This is a genomic window from Pseudomonas moraviensis subsp. stanleyae, assembly GCF_036283065.1.
GTDB lineage: Bacteria > Pseudomonadota > Gammaproteobacteria > Pseudomonadales > Pseudomonadaceae > Aquipseudomonas > Aquipseudomonas stanleyae.
The window spans coordinates 111,402-127,255 of the sequence record NZ_JAADJI010000014.1 but is presented as its reverse complement, the minus strand read 5'-3'; the positions used below and the strand labels follow the sequence as shown (position 1 = coordinate 127,255).

Below are 15,854 nucleotides of genomic sequence, written 5' to 3'. Positions count from 1 at the left end.
CCAGGCGGATCAAGCCGCCTGGCTGATATATGAGGGGAGGGCATCAACGCCCTTCAAGCAACTCAGCCGCCTGATCCAGCAACGCCAGCGGATCCTTGGCCTTGTGAATATCCACCGACAACAACTGACGAAATTTACGCGCCCCCGGGAAACCAGTGCCCAAGCCCAGCACATGCCGCGTGATGTGATGCATCGCACCACCGGCCAGTAGATGCTCGGCTATGTACGGCCGCAATTGCGCCAGCGCTTCCGCCCGGCTGATCACCGGCGCAGTACTGCCGAACAACTGCTGATCGACCTCTGCCAGCAGATACGGATTGTGATAAGCCTCACGCCCGAGCATCACACCGTCGAACGTCTGCAGATGCTCATGGCAGGCTTCCATGGTCTTGATCCCGCCGTTCAGCACAATTTCCAGCTCCGGAAAATCCGCCTTCAACTGCGCCGCGACGTCATAACGCAACGGCGGAATGTCGCGGTTCTCCTTCGGCGACAGCCCTTCGAGAATCGCAATCCGCGCATGCACGGTAAAACTCGTGCACCCGGCATCTCGCACCGTACCGACGAAATCGCACAGCTCGGCATAACTGTCGCGCCCGTTGATGCCGATCCGATGCTTCACCGTCACCGGAATCGACACCGCATCACGCATCGCCTTCACACAATCAGCCACCAACTGCGGATGCCCCATCAGGCAGGCGCCGATCATGTTGTTCTGCACACGATCGCTCGGGCAGCCAACGTTCAAGTTCACTTCGTCGTAGCCGTGCTCTTGAGCCATACGGGCGCAGGCCGCGAGATCGAGCGGAACGCTACCGCCGAGCTGCAACGCCAGCGGGTGCTCGGCTTCGTTGTGACGCAGGAAGCGTTCGTGATCGCCGTTGAGCAACGCGCCGGTGGTGACCATTTCGGTGTAGAGCAGGGCGTGCTTGGACAGGATGCGGAGGAAGTACCGGCAGTGGCGGTCCGTCCAATCCATCATCGGCGCCACACTGAAGCGGCGTGACGGCTCAGTACGGGCGGGGCTAGTGTTTACGGGGGCTTCAGGTTTTTCGAAATTCATTGATACTGATCTTTTATACAGCGGTTTTTACCCATTTTTCCTTGTTTTTCGAGATCGGTTGCTACAATGTAGCAATCGAATTCAGCAATGTAGCAACTGGAAATGGGCACGATCACATCACGCAAGCGCAAGGACAACTCGACGGCCTATACGGCGCAAATACGGATCAATCGGGACGGTAGGACAGTTTATCAGGAAAGCCAGACCTTCGACCGCAAGCAGGTCGCCCAAGCCTGGATCAAACGTCGCGAGACGGAGCTGGCCGAACCGGGTGCCATCGAGCGTGCGAACCGCAAGGGTGTGACGATCAAGAAGATGATCGAGCAGTACCTGGAGGAGTACGAGAAGATCCGGCCGCTGGGCAAGACCAAGAGCGCGACACTGAGCGCGATCAAGGACACCTGGCTGGGCGAGCTCGACGACTCAGCGCTGACCAGCCAGAAGTTGGTCGAGTTCGCGCAATGGCGGATGAGCAAAGAGGGCGGTGGTGTGCAGGCGCAGACGGTCGGCAACGATTTGTCGCACCTGGGCGCGGTGCTGTCCGTGGCACGACCAGCGTGGGGTTATGAGGTCGACCCATTGGCTATGCCTGATGCGCGCAAGGTGTTGCGCAAGTTGGGAATGGTGAGCAAGAGCAAGGAGCGCAATCGCCGGCCAACGCTGCAAGAGTTGGACAAGCTCATGGTGCATTTCTTTGAAATGCAGACGCGGCGCAAAGCCCAGATCGACATGCCGAAGCTGATCGCCTTTGCGGTTTTCTCAACGCGTCGGCAGGAAGAAATCACGCGAATCCGCTGGGAGGATCTCGACTGCGCTCGGCAGGCGGTCCTGGTGCGCGACATGAAAAACCCGGGGCAAAAAATCGGCAATGATGTGTGGTGTCATCTGCCTGACGAAGCCTGGGCGATCCTGCACACCATGCCTAAGGTAGAGAGGGAGATTTTTCCCTATAACGCTAAGTCGGTGTCAGCGTCGTTTACGCGGGCGTGCCCTATGCTGGGGATTGAAGATTTGCATTTCCATGACCTCCGGCACGAAGGGGTAAGTCGGCTTTTTGAAATGGACTGGGACATACCCAGGGTCTCAAGCGTGTCTGGGCACAGGGATTGGAACTCTCTAAGGCGTTACACCCATTTGAGAGGGAGGGGGAATAGCTATCTCAATTGGGTTTGGTTAAAGAGATGTCTCGGGTGATCTTTAGAGATTAATGTCTGTATCAGCGATTTCATGGAGTTGAAATGAAAGATAAATTTGCGGTTGACTTGGGGCGGATTGGAAGAAGTTGGGGGCGAGACTTGGGGTGGCAAGCAATTAGTGAAATAGATTGCCAGTTTTGGGAAAATGCTCATCAAGTATTGAGTAGCTATGAATATCAATTGAACGGTAGTAGATATCTAATTAGGGCAGAGCTCCATAAAATTTATGAGTGGTACATCTGGGCAGATAAGTGTGGGCGTTATTATGATCGTCCGCAAGATTTTTCCGGGGAGGACACATCCTTCTTGAATGCTGAGGCGGATTTGGTTCTAGAGGTGGAGGTTGAGTACTCTCCGGATGATGTGAATAATGAAAATCGTCCCGTGCCTTTGAAGCGTTTTGCAGAGCAATACATCTACGATGTTTTTTTTATGGCGAACATAGCGTTGCCGGGATCGTGTGAGTTTCTGAATGCAAGGTTTATCAATCTTTATCACAGTGGTGAGAATCATCATCATGAGAAAATGTACCTATCATCCTACAATTTCGAGCTTTCGCATCTGGATATGACAAGCGGTAAGAAATTTGCTCCCAAAGTATTGCCATTGGAAGACGTTGTATCGTGGTACAAAAACCTAGATTTGGGAGTGACCCAGATTGGCGATTCGAAAGCTGCTCGGGCGATATTCGCGCTCTTACACGTATGCAAATCGGAAATGGATATCACCAGCATAATTTGGATGTTTCATGCTTTTGAAGCTATTTACGTGACTAGGATGGGAGAGTCAGTTGCCGGAATGGTATCTAGAATGATGATTCTTTTAGATCTTCCGGATAGTGAGAAAAAGCAACTCACGAAGTTGCTGCGCACATTATATGATCAGCGAAGTGCTTTTGTTCATGGGGGATACAGGGTTCATCACCCGTTGAACAGTGAGCAGCTAGATCCACGTTTGAGCGACTCGCGTTTAGATACCTACGATTTATGTCAGATCGGCTTCAATTTGGTAGTGCTTTCTTTTCAGAAGCTGATAGAAAAGGATTGGTTTGGTATGGAAGTTATCGAGCAGGTGCAAGGGTTGCGTAGGCCCGAGCCCAATGTGTAAAACCGACGCTATAGGTGGAGTCCTGACGTGTCGATGCGCCAGGAGCTCCTGTTTGATTTATGCCGCTCTTCCCATCAGCTGATTCTGTTCTTTTGTTGCCTTTTCTCGCTGGCGGTCAATGTAATCGGCGAGATCTTTCAAGTAGATGCCAAGAGCAGCTTTTTGGCTATCAGCACCGAGGCGCACGACGGGTATATCAATTTCTCCATCCAGTCTTTTTCGTTTGAATTTCTCTACCGTTAAATGCATGTAATCCGCGCAAACTCGATCCAGAGGAATGACTGCCTGGCCTTCGTATTGAGCCATCAGTAAAAACAGGGTATTCATGCCGCTGCCTCCGTCAATATTTCAGCTTCTTGATCTGTATTCGCTTTTATCAACGCCATCATCGGCCAAGGCGACACCGAGTTCCCGACCATCATCACTTGGGCCTTGTTGCTGAACTTCCGGCCGTCGTGCCCTCTATCGATGACGTAGTTATCGGGGAAGCCTTGAGCGCGGTACAGCTCGCGCGGGGTGAGCATGCGCATGCCGATATCGACGATCACGTAAGGCGTACCTTTGATCGTGACGGTGACGAGTGCCAAGCGGTCTCGTGTGGTGATGGTGGCGGCGGGATCGCGCAGGTCGTAGACGTTATCGCTGCCGTAGTAGCCCATCAGAAACGAAGCCACTCGCAAGGCTCCAGCCTCCACCTCGGGGGCGAGTGTGTACTCGACCAGTGCGTGATGCTCGGCACCGGCTGTGATTGTCGGCACTAGCTCGTCCATTCCGCGGCCGACGCAGTTCCGGCGAAGGGTGGATAGGTGCGCCGTGACGATCTGCTGTTGGCTGCCGGTGGTGGTTATCGCGGTGAGTGGCTGAGTTAGATGATGACCTGGTGTTTTGTTGTACCCGCCGTTGTGTTGGGCGACGTAGGCCACGGCCACCGCGAAGTGCCCACCCTTGACGCCGCTGCAAATGGTGCGCAGTGGATCGTCACCGGGCATGTTGCGCTGGCTGCTGCCGTTCGCGTGTTCGGTGATAAATGGCGCCAGTTGTGGTGTGACTAACGCGAAGCCGTGAGCGCCTGTGATGGTTTTCGCAGGATCCTGCACTGAGTGGCAGCGGGACAGGTCGCCACCGCTGTGGTTGACGCTGACAATGAACGGGTCTTTGTGCTCCAGCACGTAGCGCTTGGCACCTTTGCGCAGGCGTTCCATGGTGTTGTTCACCAGTGGTCGTTTGACTCCGGCCGCGCAGCCTTCTTCTTTGGTAAGGAAGATGCTCGGACACTGGATCGACCAGTCGATGCAACTGGCGGCAGTGCGGTAGGGGAGTTGTCCCTTGCCCGGGTTCTTGAAGTGGGTTGGTTCTGGCCAGCGCAGAGGTTTTCCATCGCGACGGGCGATCAGAAACAGGCGCTCGCGGGTGGTGGCGGCGCCGAAGTCGCAGGCCTTGAGCTTGCCGTGCATCAGCTCGTAGCCCATTGCACGCAGTCGGATCTCAAAGTGGAGCCAGGTTCGGCCTTTGCGCTTCGGATCGGGTACCAAGTATTGGTCCTGTACCGGAACGCGCTCACCGACCGCCGCGACGGTAAGGTCTCGACGAATAACCCGCCCGGTTTTCGGGCAGCGCTTGGCGATCAGCGGACCCCACTGCAGGATCTGCATCACGTTCTCCATCGTGATCATGTCCGGGCGGACCTGGCCTGCCCATTTAATGATGACCCATGACAACGAGCGGCTGGTCGTGCTGCGGGCCTGACCACCGGCTGCAAGGCTGTGGTGGGTACATTCAGGGCTGGCATGCAGGTGTGCAACTGGCCGACCTCGGGTTGCCATGCGCGGGCATACATCGTAGACGTCGGTGATGTAATGCTCGGCGCTCGGGTGATTGCGTTTGTGCATGCTGATCGCGTCAGCATTGTGGTTGATGGCGATATCCACCGGAATGTCGGTGGCCATCTCCTGGCCCATGGTTGCGCCACCGCCGCCAGCGAACAGATCGACGCGAATTCCTCCAGCCAAGTTTAGACCGAATTGGGTTTTGACCGCCGATGTAATAGGAGTTGGATTGAAGGCGGTCATGCTTGGCCTCCATGGACGGGAGTGACGAAAGTGGGCAATCTCGCGGATCTTCTGACGGCAAGGGTCCAGGTTGTATGAAAGGGTTGAGATTTCCACCGCTTATGAGCACGGCCACGGTATGGGTGGTGTGGTTGTTTTTGGCTATCGGTGCCTTGGGGTGGGCTCTGTTTGTATTGCTTGATTCTTTTGATGCGAAGAAGGACGCCGCAGCTTGGGTTCAGGCTTTTGGTTCGATAGCTGCAATTGTGGGGGCTTTCCTCGTTGCTCAGCGCACGCATCAATTGGAGAGAAAGGCTAAGGCAGAGGAATCTACCCAGCTCGAGGTAGATGCTCTTCATTTCGCGGAAAATGCAGCGTATGAGGCGTATTCCTCTGTCCACCAGGCGGCAGGATTGGCAGAAAGTGCGCCCTACATGATTGATCTGGGAAGATTGGAGGAGGTGCGGCATACGCTTAGGAGTCTGTTGAATAGACCACTTCCAACTCACGTCTTTAGCTCGATTTTCATAGTTCAGGCGCAAGTTTCTGAAGCTCTGAGCGCTGCGGAACGGGTAAAAAAAGGCTTTGCGGCATCCGGTTATTTGAGAGAGAACGATATTCAAGAGCTTGAATATCGTCGCAGTAAACTCTCGGACGCTAGGAAGGTAATCGCAGGACTCTACTGGAATAAAGCGGCGTTGGCGGGGGTTGCCTACAGCCGCCGACCTGAAGATCAGGAGCAGGAAACGGCTACAGATATAGTCGAACCGTAATGCTTTATACCCCAGTGCAGGCTGCGCGAGCGGGCGATTCTGAGCCATTAGCGTTGCATCAGGTGTGGCTGCCTCGCGCAGCTTTTCGTGGGGTATAAATGCCTCGGCAGTGGCGCTGAGGGGGGCAATAATGCCTGCTGCTGCGCAGCAGAGGCTGTTTGTTTCTGATGTGTCGACGCCATTGGTGTTGCAGAGCAAAGCGGTCGATGTTTGGGTGGTGTGCTGGTCCATTTCCACGCCGCTTTCCTCTGGTGTTCGATAGCGAGTTGGTCCATCAAGCGCTGGTGAAGCGTGAGCCGTGTTGCGATGGTGGTGAGAAATCGGGCTCATGCCGCCTCCTTGACCAAGTCCGCCAGTAGCAGGGCGTTCTTGGTGTCTTTGTTCAGTTTGTGCAGGGCGTCGTTGCCGATCAGTGCGACCAGTTGCCGGTCGAACTCTTTGCGAAAGCGCGTCAGTTCCAACAACTCGGTGGTGGCTTTGATGCATTGCTTTTGCAAGGCGCCGGCTGCCTGTGGTGTCAGGCGCAACATTTGGGGAGTGCGATTCATGCCGCAACCTCCTGCGTTGCTGGCACCAGCAGGGCTGCAATGGAGAGCGCTTGATCGCGCAGGGCGAGTGAATCGCGTTCGAGTTTTTTGCCGGTGCGGAATGCGCTGAATGTCTCGGCAGCGATCCTGAGCTTGTCGGCGATGGCCAGTAGGGTCTGATGCTCCTGCTCCCCTAGTTTTGAGGCCGCCAGTGCGCGCTCGTAGCGGGCGTACAGTTGCAGGCGCTCGGCATGAACTTGGTTTAGCGAGAGCTCCAGGCTACGGATGGCTTCCGAATTGTCGGATTGTTGGATGGCTTTGCCTTCGTCGATTCCCTCGATGCGGCCATCGATCAGGCCACCTCGGTAGCCGATCCAGTAGAGAAGGGCGGCGCCGATGATGAGGCCGATCAATGCGCAGATTTGAATTGCAGTCATGTGGTGTGCTCCTGGTGTTGTCGTGGGCTGGTGGTGGCAGCCGTTGGGTCAGGTGTCTTACTCGGTTGAATCGTCCTGTGGTCGCAGCATCTCTTCATCTGCCTTGTAGGCGCGGATGTCGATCAGCGAAGCGACATGTCGGATGTGTGCGTACTTCGGCGCCTTGCGGCTGGTGTCCAGCGTGGTGATGGGTAGCTGGATCCGGCCGCTGTTGATCTCGGCCACGAACGACTGCTCGTTGAGGTTGCGGAAGTACTGCTCGCGGACTTTTTCCAACGGGATCAGCACGTCGCCGAAGGTGCGGTAAAGCAGTTCCACGGTGGCTGACTCAGGTGCGGGTCGCAGTCGTAGCGGTGTCTGGCTGGCGTTATGCATTGGCTTGCTGAGCCTCCTTGCGTTGTGTTCTTGCCGGGTGGTTCCAGGCATTCAGGCAGTGTGTTTTGGTCAGCTCCCGCAGATGCTCCGGCACTTCGAGGAGCGCGGCGTTTCGCTCCGCGCGTGTGCGCATGGCGACGATCTGGCGGGCGTACTCCCTAGGCCACGTCACGGTTGTTTACCGGGATGGCGGGTAGGTCCAGCCCCAGTTGATCGGCCAGCCAGCGGATGCCGGGTTGTTTGACGCGGGTTGACTGGCTGTACTGCATGCCAGCGGTTTCGTGGTACCAGTTGGTGTCCTTGATCCGCAGGAATTCGCGATCGCGGTTCGGATAGGTCGGCAGGTTCCGGTTATTGAGCAGACCTTTTGCTCGCATTAGGTCGATCAGCTTGGGCCGAGTGATGCCGAGGTGTTTTGCGGCTTGGGCGAGTGTGCGTTCCATGTCGTCCCCCTCAAGCCGCGTGTGCGGCGGGTGTTGCCGCTGCGGCCAGGTGGTTAATGGACTCGGCCACTTGTTTGTAGATCTCGACGTCGCTGCCGTACACGGTGAAGCATTTGGTGCGTGGCCTTTTCTTGCCGATGCTCATGATGGTGGTGACACCAGAGCGGGTTTTAGTTCGATGCAAGGCTACATGGAGGGGGAGCTCAAAACCCATGTTGAGGGTCACCACACCACCGGTACGCACAAGCTCGAGCACTTGTTGCTTATGCTCGATCTCGAAGCGGGCGTACTGGCGGCCGGCGTGAGGGAGGTTCTGCAGATCGGCTGCGTTACTTGCATCGAAGGGGCCGTTGACGATCTCTTCGATGAAGTCGGCTAGCTTGAGGTGCATCTTTTTTTCGTTCTTCAAGGTCAGCGTGTGGCGCTCGCTGCCTAGTTCAACGGTGAAAAGGGTGTCGGATGTGTTGCGTTCAACTTTCAGGCGGAACGACAGAGCCTCGCGCTTAGGCATCGACCTTAGCGTGTGGTTGAAGGTCTCGGTCAGGTTGACCTGGGCGTTGAGCAATTGGAGGGTGCGGTTGTCGAGCTTGTATTTGCTCATGCTGCATGCCCTCCGCCATTCGGATCGAACGGCGCGGGTGTGGTGCGGGCTTTCGGCTTTGGTTTGGTGGTGACAAACGGGCAGCCGCATTCGCGGGCTAGACGGCGGATTTCGAAGATGCGGAACGGTTCAGCAGCGGCCGGATGGACGTGCAGGGTTGCTGTGGTATGCATGGTGTTGACTCGCTCTGTGGTGGAAGAGTGAGTCGAATATCAACTAGTGGTTGATCAATGTCAACCATTGGTTGTTTTTGTCTGGTGGTGTAGGTTTTTGGTGATGTCAGAACGCCGCATCTTCAGTAAAATATGTACGATAATATGATTAATTTGGGTATGGGCCGTTGTATATGGATATCTTGGTATTTCTTTTCCCGTTGCTGTGGGGCGTGAGCGTTGTTAAAGATTACGACATACTCGCCAAGACAAAATTTGTGTTCATGTATTATAAGCGTGAATCATATGGGGCTTTTGTTGGTGTACTTTCTGAAAAAAATAATACAGGAGATAGTAATGTTCTGACTAAAATGCTCTTTTATGTAATATGTGGTGCTGTTTGTTTTGTGGTTTTATTGTTTTTTATAGATATTTGGATGGTGCGTAATCGGGCTGATGTAGCTGGAATTTTTGGGGATTTTTTCGGTGGGGTTTTAAATCCTATTTTAACTTTCCTAACTTTTTTTGGACTGATAGTGACAATTGTTGTCCAGCGCCACGATTTGAGATTGTCGCGGGTGGAGTATGAGCGAACGGCAGAGGCGTTGACGATTCAGTCCGTTGAAAATACTTTCTTCAATACTCTCGAGTTGCATAACAAAATTGCCGAGGGTATTAAGTTCGACTTGAGTGCGATCGGTGGAAATGCTTATTCTGAGAAAGCATTAAATGTTAAAAATTTCCTTAGGGGATATTACAATAAGCCTGGAAATGTAGATGATCCATATCGGACGCTGCCTGGTATTTCTTCTTTTAAGGCCGAGACTAGTGCTGCGCCAGTGTTAGTAGCTGTTGTTGAGGGTAGGGCCGCATTCAACGAGATCCTGAAATATCTTTCAAATGGCTCAGCTACTCCGAAACAGGTTTTGGAAAGATATATGATAATACAGAGCGATCATAATCATATAGTTGGGCACTATTTCAGGAATCTGTATCAGGTTTTGAAGATGATAGATGGTTATGCGGACTCGGTTGTGTCCAGTGATAACAAGAAAAAATATGCAAGTATATTGCGTGCGCAGCTTTCAACAAAGGAGCTGGTGCTTCTATTTATCAACTGCCTAGATAACGTATGCGACAAAGGGAAGTTTAAAAATCTACTGATTAAATACAAAATGTTTGAGCACCTTCCTTGCAAAGAAATAAAAGGCGATAAAGGTAGGTTTTGGATGGGGGGCAGTACAGGTGTGACAGTTGATAGGGCGATGCTTCTTCAATATCAAAGAGAAAAGGTATTTCCACCTTTGGATCTGGAGAAGGTATATGGAGGTGCCTTTGGCCAGAATAGGAGTATTCCCTATAATTTGGCTAGAAAAAGCTATATGTCGGAGGAATAATGGACGAGTTAATTATTCTGGAATAAAGGATCCTACTACTTTTCCGCAAATATGTGTTTCTTCCGTTATATCAATGATTGGATATTGCGGATTGATTGGCCGTAAGAATTGTCGTCCGGCGTCTTCTACAAATACTTTAAAGGTTGCCTCATTTGTTCGCGGAACCCGGGCGATCACACGATCTCCGGTCTTAGTCTCCGCTTCTGGGTCTACAAATATAATACACCCCGTTGGATAGCTGCGACCTGGTCCGGGATTTGTCATTGAATCGCCAAGTACCTTCAACGCATACCCATGATTACTGATAGGCACTGGGCACGAAAGCCACGAATCTGCATCGTAAGCCTCAAAATTCGAGATAGCCTCGCACCAAGCCCCTGCTTGAACCCAAGATATAAGCGGGACTTTTCCAAAGCGCTGGCTAATTTCGCTAACGTTACTCCCATCTCCAACAGACAAGTGGTGAACATTGCTCTCACCGGCCTGTTCTTTCGGTAGTACCCCATATTCTAGCCATTCGCGGCGCACCTTCAGCCAAGAACAAAGCGCCGCCATACTGTCCGCTTCGGCCATCGCTTCACCGTTCAGCCACTTGCTGATTGCCTGCGTTGTCTTGCTCACTCCCAAGCTTTTCAACTCGCGATGGATGTCCACACCACGACCCCGGCTGCGTACGCCGGCGTCGTTCAGGGCTTCGTGTAGGCGCTCGCTAAAAGCTGCGCGGAGTGTATTTTTATCAACCATGAGTTGAGAGTCTCATAAAGGTTGCGCAATAGTCAGTTGATCTATAACATCAACCGCAAGTTGATAAATGGAGGTTGTCATGCTGGACCCCGCAGATTTTCCGAGCGCTATTGCGTTCGCTTTTGAAGCCGTAGGCGGCATCGGGGCCGCCGCGAAGGTATGCAATAGAAGCTATCAAGCGTTGAACAAATGGCGTCAGGCTGCATGCCTGCCACGAACGGATTACACGGGCGAAACCAAATACGCTGAGCTGCTGGCAACTGCGGCGAAGCAGAAAGGCAATTCTTTTCATGCAGCTTGGTTGCTGAACGCTTCGGCACCTCAAAAAGCCGCTGCATAGAAAGAAAAAAGGCGACCCAAAGGCCGCCCAGTTCCTCCCGACACGCACCACCACAGCGCTGTCGGGTCGCGATAAAGATAGGCGGGCACACCACATGCTAACCACCTCTCTTTACCGCGCTTTCCAAGGCACGGATGCCTTGGTGTTGCTGCCTTTTCCACCACAGATTGGGCAGCTGTTGCGCCAGGGGTGAACGACGGATCATTCGCCTCGGCACGGTGCCGGTTCGATCCTGAAGATCTAGCCGGCGTTTGGGCCCTTTCAAGCCACGCGGCAAATGTATCACCACTGCATGTCGCGAGGCACTGGCAACCTGTAAGGATTAATGCCATGAGCCGAATCGCTCTGAGTTCTGTAGAACGGGCGCAGCGGGAAATCCTGCCGCTCGATTTAGCGCTTTATCATGCTGCCCGGGACTATCCCGGCGGCGCCGCTGCAATTGCCGCCACCACCGGCAGAAACGCCACCACGCTGCAGCACAAGCTATCTCCCACCCACCCCAGCCATACCGTGAACATTCAGGAGTTCGGCGAAATCCTGGAGCTGACCAAGGATCGTCGCATTCTGGATGCAGTGCATGCGCTGGTCGGGGATACGACTTGGCAGGAGTTGGCCGAGGCGTACACCAACGACATGCCTGAAACCTTGACCACCGGCATTGCTGAGTATTTCCGGCAGGTCGCGGACTTGGCTGAGACATGGGCCAAAAGCATCGGTGATGGTGTGGTGACGGACCACGAACTGGCCGCGATTCGCCTGCAAGTGTTTCGCGGTATTCAAGGGCTGCTAGGGATGTTCAATCGCGCCTCCTACGTGAATCAAACAACGCGGGGTGTCGACCGTGGCTGATATCGCTGACTTTGCCAACGACCTGGTGCAGGAGCGTCTTGATCAGGCACTCGCTGCGCGTAACGCCGCCAAGTCTGCTTCGGCGGCGCATTCATTCCTGTTCTGCGAAGGTTGTGATGATCCGATCCCTGAAGCTCGACGACTCGTACTTCCGGGTTGCACTCAGTGCGTGATCTGCCAGTCCATCGACGAATCTCGGGAGGCCCGCCATGCTCGATGAGGTATTGGGTCAATTCGCAGACTACGGCCTTGAGCCGGACCAGCCGTTGATTTTTGGCAAGCTGACCCGCTGCAAGACCACGCAGGACAAGGGCAAAGAAAAGAACGGTTGGTACGTCGTCCACGAACATCGCGCCGAAAAGGGCGAGACGCTGATCTTCGGCAGCTTCGGCGACTGGCGTTCGGGTGAGACGCAGAAGATTAAGGTGAAGGCGGGGCGGATGTCGCCTGAAGAGCGTGAGGTTATGCGCGCTCGCCAAGAGGACGCCAAACGTCGTGCCGCCGAGATAGCGGCCAATGCGGCACGTCGAGCGGCGAACCGTGCGGCGGGGCTGTTTAAGCGCATGCCCGAGAAGGGGCGTAGCGACTATTTGGACCGAAAGCAGATCGTCGGTTTTGGTGTTCGTTACGCGCCACGCACTGGCGCGTTTTTGGTGCCGATGTGCAACGTGCGGGACCAGATTGTTGGCCTGCAGGTGGTCTTTCCGGCGAAGCAGGAAGATACCGGTCGGGATAAGTCTTACTGGCCTTACGGGATGTCGAAGGAGGGGGCTTTTCACCTGATCGGGCCTCACCCTGAACCTGGGGAGCCAGTGCTGGTATGTGAGGGTTACGCCACGGGCGCCAGCCTGCATATGGCGACCTCGCTGACGGTGGCGATCGCTTTCGATGCGGGTAATCTACTGGTGGTGTGCAAGGCCATGCGTGAGCGCTTTCCGGGTTGCCCGCTGATCGTCTGCCGGGATGATGACTGGAAGACGAAACGCCCGAATGGTGATGCCTGGAACCCCGGTGAGGAGAAGGCCAACAATGCCGCGCTGATCGTCGGTGGCCAGGTGGTTGCGCCGATCTTCTCGGGTGAGCGGGAAGACAAATGGACGGACTTCAATGACCTGCACGTTGCCGAAGGCTTGGAGGCGGTCCGTCGACAGGTGTTGTCGGTGGTCAAACCGCCGGCAGCGGGTGGTTGGAAAGACCAGTTGGCTCGCACCGAAAGCGGCGCCCTGATCGCCCACATGCAGAACGTCGAGTTGATTCTCGGCAACGACGAGCGCTGGTCCGGGGTTATCACCTACAGCGCTTTCAGTTCAAAGATCGTCAAGCTGCGTTCGGCTCCTTATGGCGGCGGTACGGGCGACTGGGCCGACATCGATGATGTGCGGGTGATGAAGTGGCTCGCGCAGCAATACAACCTGCGGGTTAAGTCGACTCAGGTGATCGAGGCGGTGAGTGTTGTCGCTCATGATCATGCGTTTCATCCGGTGCGAGAGTACCTGCACAAGCTCGAATGGGACCGGGTGCCTCGGTTGGAAAGTTGGCTCACCGATGTCATGGGCGTTCAAGCCAGCGACTACTCGGCCAAGGTCGGTAAGCGCTGGATGCTCTCGGCGGTAGGGCGGGTAATGAGGCCCGGCTGCAAGGCTGACTCGGTGATGATTCTGGAAGGCGCGCAGGGCGCAGGTAAGTCGACAGCGATGAGCATCCTCGGCGGCGAGTGGTTCATGGATACGCCTTTTGCCCTGGGTGACAAGGATGGCTTTCAGGCGATCCGTGGCAAATGGATTGTCGAGCTGGGGGAGCTGGACAGCTTCAACAAGGCTGAGAGTACCAAGGCCAAACAGTTCTTCTCAGCATCGACCGATACCTACCGCGAGAGTTACGGCCGCCGAACAAACGACGTGCCACGCCAGTGTGTGTTCGTAGGGACGACCAACCAAGACGAATACCTCAAGGACGCCACCGGCAACCGGCGTTATTGGCCGGTGGCTTGTACCAAGGTCGACTTGGAGCAGCTGCGTGAGATCCGAGATCAGCTCTGGGCTGAAGCGATGTTTTGCTATGAGGCAGGTGACATCTGGTGGGTGACGCCTGATGAGGCGCCGACCTTTGCCGAGGCGCAGGAAGAGCGCTTTGTGGTGGATGAGTGGGAAGGGCCAATCCTCACTTGGTTGGAAGAATCGCAGATCGGTGAAACCACATCTGGCAGTGAGGTGCTGACTAATGCGCTGAAGCTCGACTTCGGCCATTGGGGTAAGCCCGAGCAGATGCGTGTCGGGGCGATCATGCACCGACTTGGTTGGCGGCGAACGCGGATGCCGGCGCTGGCGAAAAGCGGGCAGCGTCCTTGGGCATACAAGAAGCCGGCAGGTTGGGGTGGCGCTTCGGCGTTGAAGGTGGAGCCAATCGAGGAGCCTTGCTTCGGTGATTAAGCGAATTGATGAAATGCTCAAGCTTTGGGCTGAGGATCTGCACTCTCCGGTGACCGCGTCCTCCGGTGGACCGAGCGGCGGGAACATGATTGCCATGTTGATGGAGTGCAAAGGGGAGCTGATTCGCGGTACTCGCGGGAGTCGGGTGCTGCTGGATGAATCGGCGGATATTGAGCTGATCGTGAACAAACACCTGCCACCGCAGTTGTCGGTGGTGGTGTGGGAACATTACTGCAATCACGAAAGTTTTCTGGCTCAGAAATACACCCATTGCGGTTGTAGTCGCGACACGTATTACCAGCGCTTACATGAGGCGCATTTGTGCATCGCCGGCATGTTGATGGGGAAGGCTGCGTGACCCCAGGTACGACACCGGTAGTTGTTGTCCCACTGGCTCGCCTTGTCCCGCTGCGTTTTAACGTAGTGGGACAAGCGCGGGCCTTGTCGTTGTTGGGTTGTCCCACCGTCCCGCCTGTTGTTGCCTCCCGCCCATGTGAGCGGAGCGGTCACCAGTACGCGCCCCGTGGCGCGCACGCGTGTTATTCAATTCCTTTCTTTACACGAGAAAGAAGATAAAAAAGTAGGACAGTGGGGCGACGCCCCGAATTTAGGCGCTCTCAGGCGTCCCACTTCGATTCTGAAAGGTGGGACAAATGGGACAACGCAACAGCAACAGAAAGCCGAGGTGGTGTATTCACCGACATTGCCTAGGCTGTTCACCCTGCGTTACCCACATATTCACCGGGTGGCATTAAAGTGGGGTTGCTGCCACCGGAATCCACCTGTAAAAAGTAGTCATCTTCGATAGGTGCGACCGCAGAGAGCGGCAGGCACCACACACCAAACCCGGCCATTGCGTCGGGTTTTTGCGTTTATGGGGTAGGGCGATGACAAACGAGCAGCAAACGCTGGCAGAGATGCCGATCTGGTTAGTGATCGTCCTGGCCCTGGTCGGCGGCGTGTCGGGCGAGATGTGGCGAGCTGACAAGGACGGGGCAAGGGGCTGGGCATTGTTACGACGCCTGGCACTTCGGTCCGGTGCCTGTGTTGGTTGCGGACTGTCCACCATGATGTTGTTGCACGCCGCCGGGGTGTCGATCTGGACTGCATCGGCGATGGGCTGCCTGACCGCAATGGCCGGCGCCGATGTTGCTATCGGGTTGTACGAACGCTGGGCTGCCAAGCGGCTGGGTGTCTGCGAAGCGCCGCCTGCCAAAGGTGAACAGGGGTGATGCACCGGTCCGGAGCGCTGAAAATCGCCGGGGACCCTGGGGTTATCCGAGGGGTACGGGGTCGGAAACCCGCGGGAAAGTGTTAGCGGCAGGGTTGCCAGCTTACTGAAATTCAATCCATTGAAATTGAAAGGTTTCCAT

At 55.1% G+C, this 15,854-nt stretch carries 20 protein-coding genes; 10 read left to right on the top strand and 10 right to left on the bottom strand.

Annotation, left to right across the window (positions count from 1 at the left end; translation table 11 throughout):
• Window positions 1–43 precede the first annotated feature (43 nt).
• Window positions 44–1,063, bottom strand: a complete 1,020-nt coding sequence (gene dusA / locus GXB78_RS24445) for a tRNA dihydrouridine(20/20a) synthase DusA (RefSeq protein ID WP_329517353.1) — start codon at window positions 1,061–1,063, stop codon at window positions 44–46.
• Between the two features lie 102 nt (window positions 1,064–1,165).
• Between dusA and GXB78_RS24440 the strand changes: the two genes are divergently transcribed.
• Window positions 1,166–2,257 (top strand): site-specific integrase, encoded by a 1,092-nt coding sequence (locus tag GXB78_RS24440; protein WP_329517352.1) that lies wholly within the window; start codon window positions 1,166–1,168, stop codon window positions 2,255–2,257.
• A 44-nt stretch (window positions 2,258–2,301) separates the two neighbouring features.
• Entirely contained in the window at window positions 2,302–3,366 is a 1,065-nt protein-coding gene (locus tag GXB78_RS24435) for a hypothetical protein (RefSeq protein WP_329517351.1), read from the top strand.
• Between the two features lie 57 nt (window positions 3,367–3,423).
• Here GXB78_RS24435 and GXB78_RS24430 read toward each other — a convergent pair whose 3' ends face one another.
• Together GXB78_RS24430 and GXB78_RS24425 are read right to left on the bottom strand one after the other, a co-directional pair.
• Window positions 3,424–3,693 (bottom strand): pyocin activator PrtN family protein, encoded by a 270-nt coding sequence (locus tag GXB78_RS24430; RefSeq protein WP_128192157.1) that lies wholly within the window; start codon window positions 3,691–3,693, stop codon window positions 3,424–3,426.
• Window positions 3,690–5,435, bottom strand: coding sequence for a DNA cytosine methyltransferase (locus GXB78_RS24425; RefSeq protein WP_329517350.1), 1,746 nt, complete (start codon window positions 5,433–5,435; stop codon window positions 3,690–3,692). Before GXB78_RS24425 ends, GXB78_RS24430 begins: the two co-directional genes overlap by 4 nt.
• A gap of 101 nt (window positions 5,436–5,536) precedes the next feature.
• Here GXB78_RS24425 and GXB78_RS24420 point away from each other — a divergent pair, with 101 nt between their 5' ends.
• Window positions 5,537–6,187, top strand: coding sequence for a hypothetical protein (locus GXB78_RS24420; RefSeq protein WP_329517349.1), 651 nt, complete (start codon window positions 5,537–5,539; stop codon window positions 6,185–6,187).
• Window positions 6,188–6,513: 326 nt separating this feature from the next.
• Here the strand turns inward: GXB78_RS24420 and GXB78_RS24415 are convergent, their stop codons facing one another.
• The 6 genes from GXB78_RS24415 to GXB78_RS24390 form a co-directional block, all read right to left on the bottom strand.
• Window positions 6,514–6,735: a hypothetical protein gene (locus tag GXB78_RS24415; protein WP_329517348.1), complete on the bottom strand. Its 222-nt coding sequence runs from the start codon at window positions 6,733–6,735 to the stop codon at window positions 6,514–6,516.
• Complete coding sequence (locus GXB78_RS24410) at window positions 6,732–7,151, bottom strand: hypothetical protein (RefSeq protein ID WP_329517347.1); 420 nt, start codon at window positions 7,149–7,151, stop codon at window positions 6,732–6,734. Before GXB78_RS24410 ends, GXB78_RS24415 begins: the two co-directional genes overlap by 4 nt.
• 57 nt (window positions 7,152–7,208) lie before the next feature.
• On the bottom strand, window positions 7,209–7,526 hold the full coding sequence (locus tag GXB78_RS24405; protein WP_329517346.1) for a pyocin activator PrtN family protein: 318 nt from the start codon (window positions 7,524–7,526) through the stop codon (window positions 7,209–7,211).
• Window positions 7,527–7,684: 158 nt separating this feature from the next.
• Window positions 7,685–7,969, bottom strand: a complete 285-nt coding sequence (locus tag GXB78_RS24400; protein WP_329517345.1) for a phage antirepressor KilAC domain-containing protein — start codon at window positions 7,967–7,969, stop codon at window positions 7,685–7,687.
• Window positions 7,970–7,979: 10 nt separating this feature from the next.
• Complete coding sequence (locus GXB78_RS24395; protein WP_329517344.1) at window positions 7,980–8,570, bottom strand: hypothetical protein; 591 nt, start codon at window positions 8,568–8,570, stop codon at window positions 7,980–7,982.
• Window positions 8,567–8,743, bottom strand: coding sequence for a hypothetical protein (locus GXB78_RS24390; RefSeq protein ID WP_329517343.1), 177 nt, complete (start codon window positions 8,741–8,743; stop codon window positions 8,567–8,569). The genes GXB78_RS24395 and GXB78_RS24390 overlap by 4 nt, the downstream gene beginning before the upstream one ends.
• Before the next feature lie 173 nt (window positions 8,744–8,916).
• On the opposite strand from GXB78_RS24390, the gene GXB78_RS24385 reads away from it, so the two are divergent.
• The gene (locus GXB78_RS24385; RefSeq protein ID WP_329517342.1) at window positions 8,917–10,119 is read left to right on the top strand and encodes a putative phage abortive infection protein; all 1,203 of its coding nucleotides are present in this window, start codon (window positions 8,917–8,919) and stop codon (window positions 10,117–10,119) included.
• Window positions 10,120–10,131: 12 nt separating this feature from the next.
• Here the strand turns inward: GXB78_RS24385 and GXB78_RS24380 are convergent, their stop codons facing one another.
• Window positions 10,132–10,863: a LexA family protein gene (locus GXB78_RS24380; RefSeq protein ID WP_329517341.1), complete on the bottom strand. Its 732-nt coding sequence runs from the start codon at window positions 10,861–10,863 to the stop codon at window positions 10,132–10,134.
• Between the two features lie 79 nt (window positions 10,864–10,942).
• On the opposite strand from GXB78_RS24380, the gene GXB78_RS24375 reads away from it, so the two are divergent.
• The 6 genes from GXB78_RS24375 (at window position 10,943) to GXB78_RS24350 (ending at window position 15,713) form a co-directional block, all read left to right on the top strand.
• Window positions 10,943–11,203 (top strand): hypothetical protein, encoded by a 261-nt coding sequence (locus tag GXB78_RS24375; RefSeq protein ID WP_329517340.1) that lies wholly within the window; start codon window positions 10,943–10,945, stop codon window positions 11,201–11,203.
• 330 nt (window positions 11,204–11,533) lie between these two features.
• A complete protein-coding gene (locus GXB78_RS24370; RefSeq protein ID WP_329517339.1) occupies window positions 11,534–12,052 on the top strand; it encodes a phage regulatory CII family protein in 519 nt (172 codons plus the stop codon).
• Window positions 12,045–12,272: a TraR/DksA family transcriptional regulator gene (locus GXB78_RS24365; protein WP_329517338.1), complete on the top strand. Its 228-nt coding sequence runs from the start codon at window positions 12,045–12,047 to the stop codon at window positions 12,270–12,272. Before GXB78_RS24370 ends, GXB78_RS24365 begins: the two co-directional genes overlap by 8 nt.
• Window positions 12,262–14,481: a VapE domain-containing protein gene (locus GXB78_RS24360; protein ID WP_329517337.1), complete on the top strand. Its 2,220-nt coding sequence runs from the start codon at window positions 12,262–12,264 to the stop codon at window positions 14,479–14,481. Before GXB78_RS24365 ends, GXB78_RS24360 begins: the two co-directional genes overlap by 11 nt.
• On the top strand, window positions 14,474–14,839 hold the full coding sequence (locus GXB78_RS24355) for a PA0613 family protein (RefSeq protein WP_329517336.1): 366 nt from the start codon (window positions 14,474–14,476) through the stop codon (window positions 14,837–14,839). Before GXB78_RS24360 ends, GXB78_RS24355 begins: the two co-directional genes overlap by 8 nt.
• A gap of 529 nt (window positions 14,840–15,368) precedes the next feature.
• Window positions 15,369–15,713, top strand: a complete 345-nt coding sequence (locus GXB78_RS24350; protein WP_329517335.1) for a phage holin family protein — start codon at window positions 15,369–15,371, stop codon at window positions 15,711–15,713.
• Window positions 15,714–15,854: the final 141 nt, after the last annotated feature.

Excerpts from the sequence above, each read along its gene's own strand:
- dusA (WP_329517353.1), bottom strand. The coding sequence starts at position 1,063 with ATGAATTTCGAAAAACCTGAAGCCCCCGTAAACACTAGCCCCGCCCGT.
- GXB78_RS24440 (WP_329517352.1), top strand. The coding sequence starts at position 1,166 with ATGGGCACGATCACATCACGCAAGCGCAAGGACAACTCGACGGCCTAT.
- GXB78_RS24435 (WP_329517351.1), top strand. The coding sequence starts at position 2,302 with ATGAAAGATAAATTTGCGGTTGACTTGGGGCGGATTGGAAGAAGTTGG.
- GXB78_RS24430 (WP_128192157.1), bottom strand. The coding sequence starts at position 3,693 with ATGAATACCCTGTTTTTACTGATGGCTCAATACGAAGGCCAGGCAGTC.
- GXB78_RS24425 (WP_329517350.1), bottom strand. The coding sequence starts at position 5,435 with ATGACCGCCTTCAATCCAACTCCTATTACATCGGCGGTCAAAACCCAA.
- GXB78_RS24420 (WP_329517349.1), top strand. The coding sequence starts at position 5,537 with ATGAGCACGGCCACGGTATGGGTGGTGTGGTTGTTTTTGGCTATCGGT.
- GXB78_RS24415 (WP_329517348.1), bottom strand. The coding sequence starts at position 6,735 with ATGAATCGCACTCCCCAAATGTTGCGCCTGACACCACAGGCAGCCGGC.
- GXB78_RS24410 (WP_329517347.1), bottom strand. The coding sequence starts at position 7,151 with ATGACTGCAATTCAAATCTGCGCATTGATCGGCCTCATCATCGGCGCC.
- GXB78_RS24405 (WP_329517346.1), bottom strand. The coding sequence starts at position 7,526 with ATGCATAACGCCAGCCAGACACCGCTACGACTGCGACCCGCACCTGAG.
- GXB78_RS24400 (WP_329517345.1), bottom strand. The coding sequence starts at position 7,969 with ATGGAACGCACACTCGCCCAAGCCGCAAAACACCTCGGCATCACTCGG.
- GXB78_RS24395 (WP_329517344.1), bottom strand. The coding sequence starts at position 8,570 with ATGAGCAAATACAAGCTCGACAACCGCACCCTCCAATTGCTCAACGCC.
- GXB78_RS24390 (WP_329517343.1), bottom strand. The coding sequence starts at position 8,743 with ATGCATACCACAGCAACCCTGCACGTCCATCCGGCCGCTGCTGAACCG.
- GXB78_RS24385 (WP_329517342.1), top strand. The coding sequence starts at position 8,917 with ATGGATATCTTGGTATTTCTTTTCCCGTTGCTGTGGGGCGTGAGCGTT.
- GXB78_RS24380 (WP_329517341.1), bottom strand. The coding sequence starts at position 10,863 with ATGGTTGATAAAAATACACTCCGCGCAGCTTTTAGCGAGCGCCTACAC.
- GXB78_RS24375 (WP_329517340.1), top strand. The coding sequence starts at position 10,943 with ATGCTGGACCCCGCAGATTTTCCGAGCGCTATTGCGTTCGCTTTTGAA.
- GXB78_RS24370 (WP_329517339.1), top strand. The coding sequence starts at position 11,534 with ATGAGCCGAATCGCTCTGAGTTCTGTAGAACGGGCGCAGCGGGAAATC.
- GXB78_RS24360 (WP_329517337.1), top strand. The coding sequence starts at position 12,262 with ATGCTCGATGAGGTATTGGGTCAATTCGCAGACTACGGCCTTGAGCCG.
- GXB78_RS24350 (WP_329517335.1), top strand. The coding sequence starts at position 15,369 with ATGACAAACGAGCAGCAAACGCTGGCAGAGATGCCGATCTGGTTAGTG.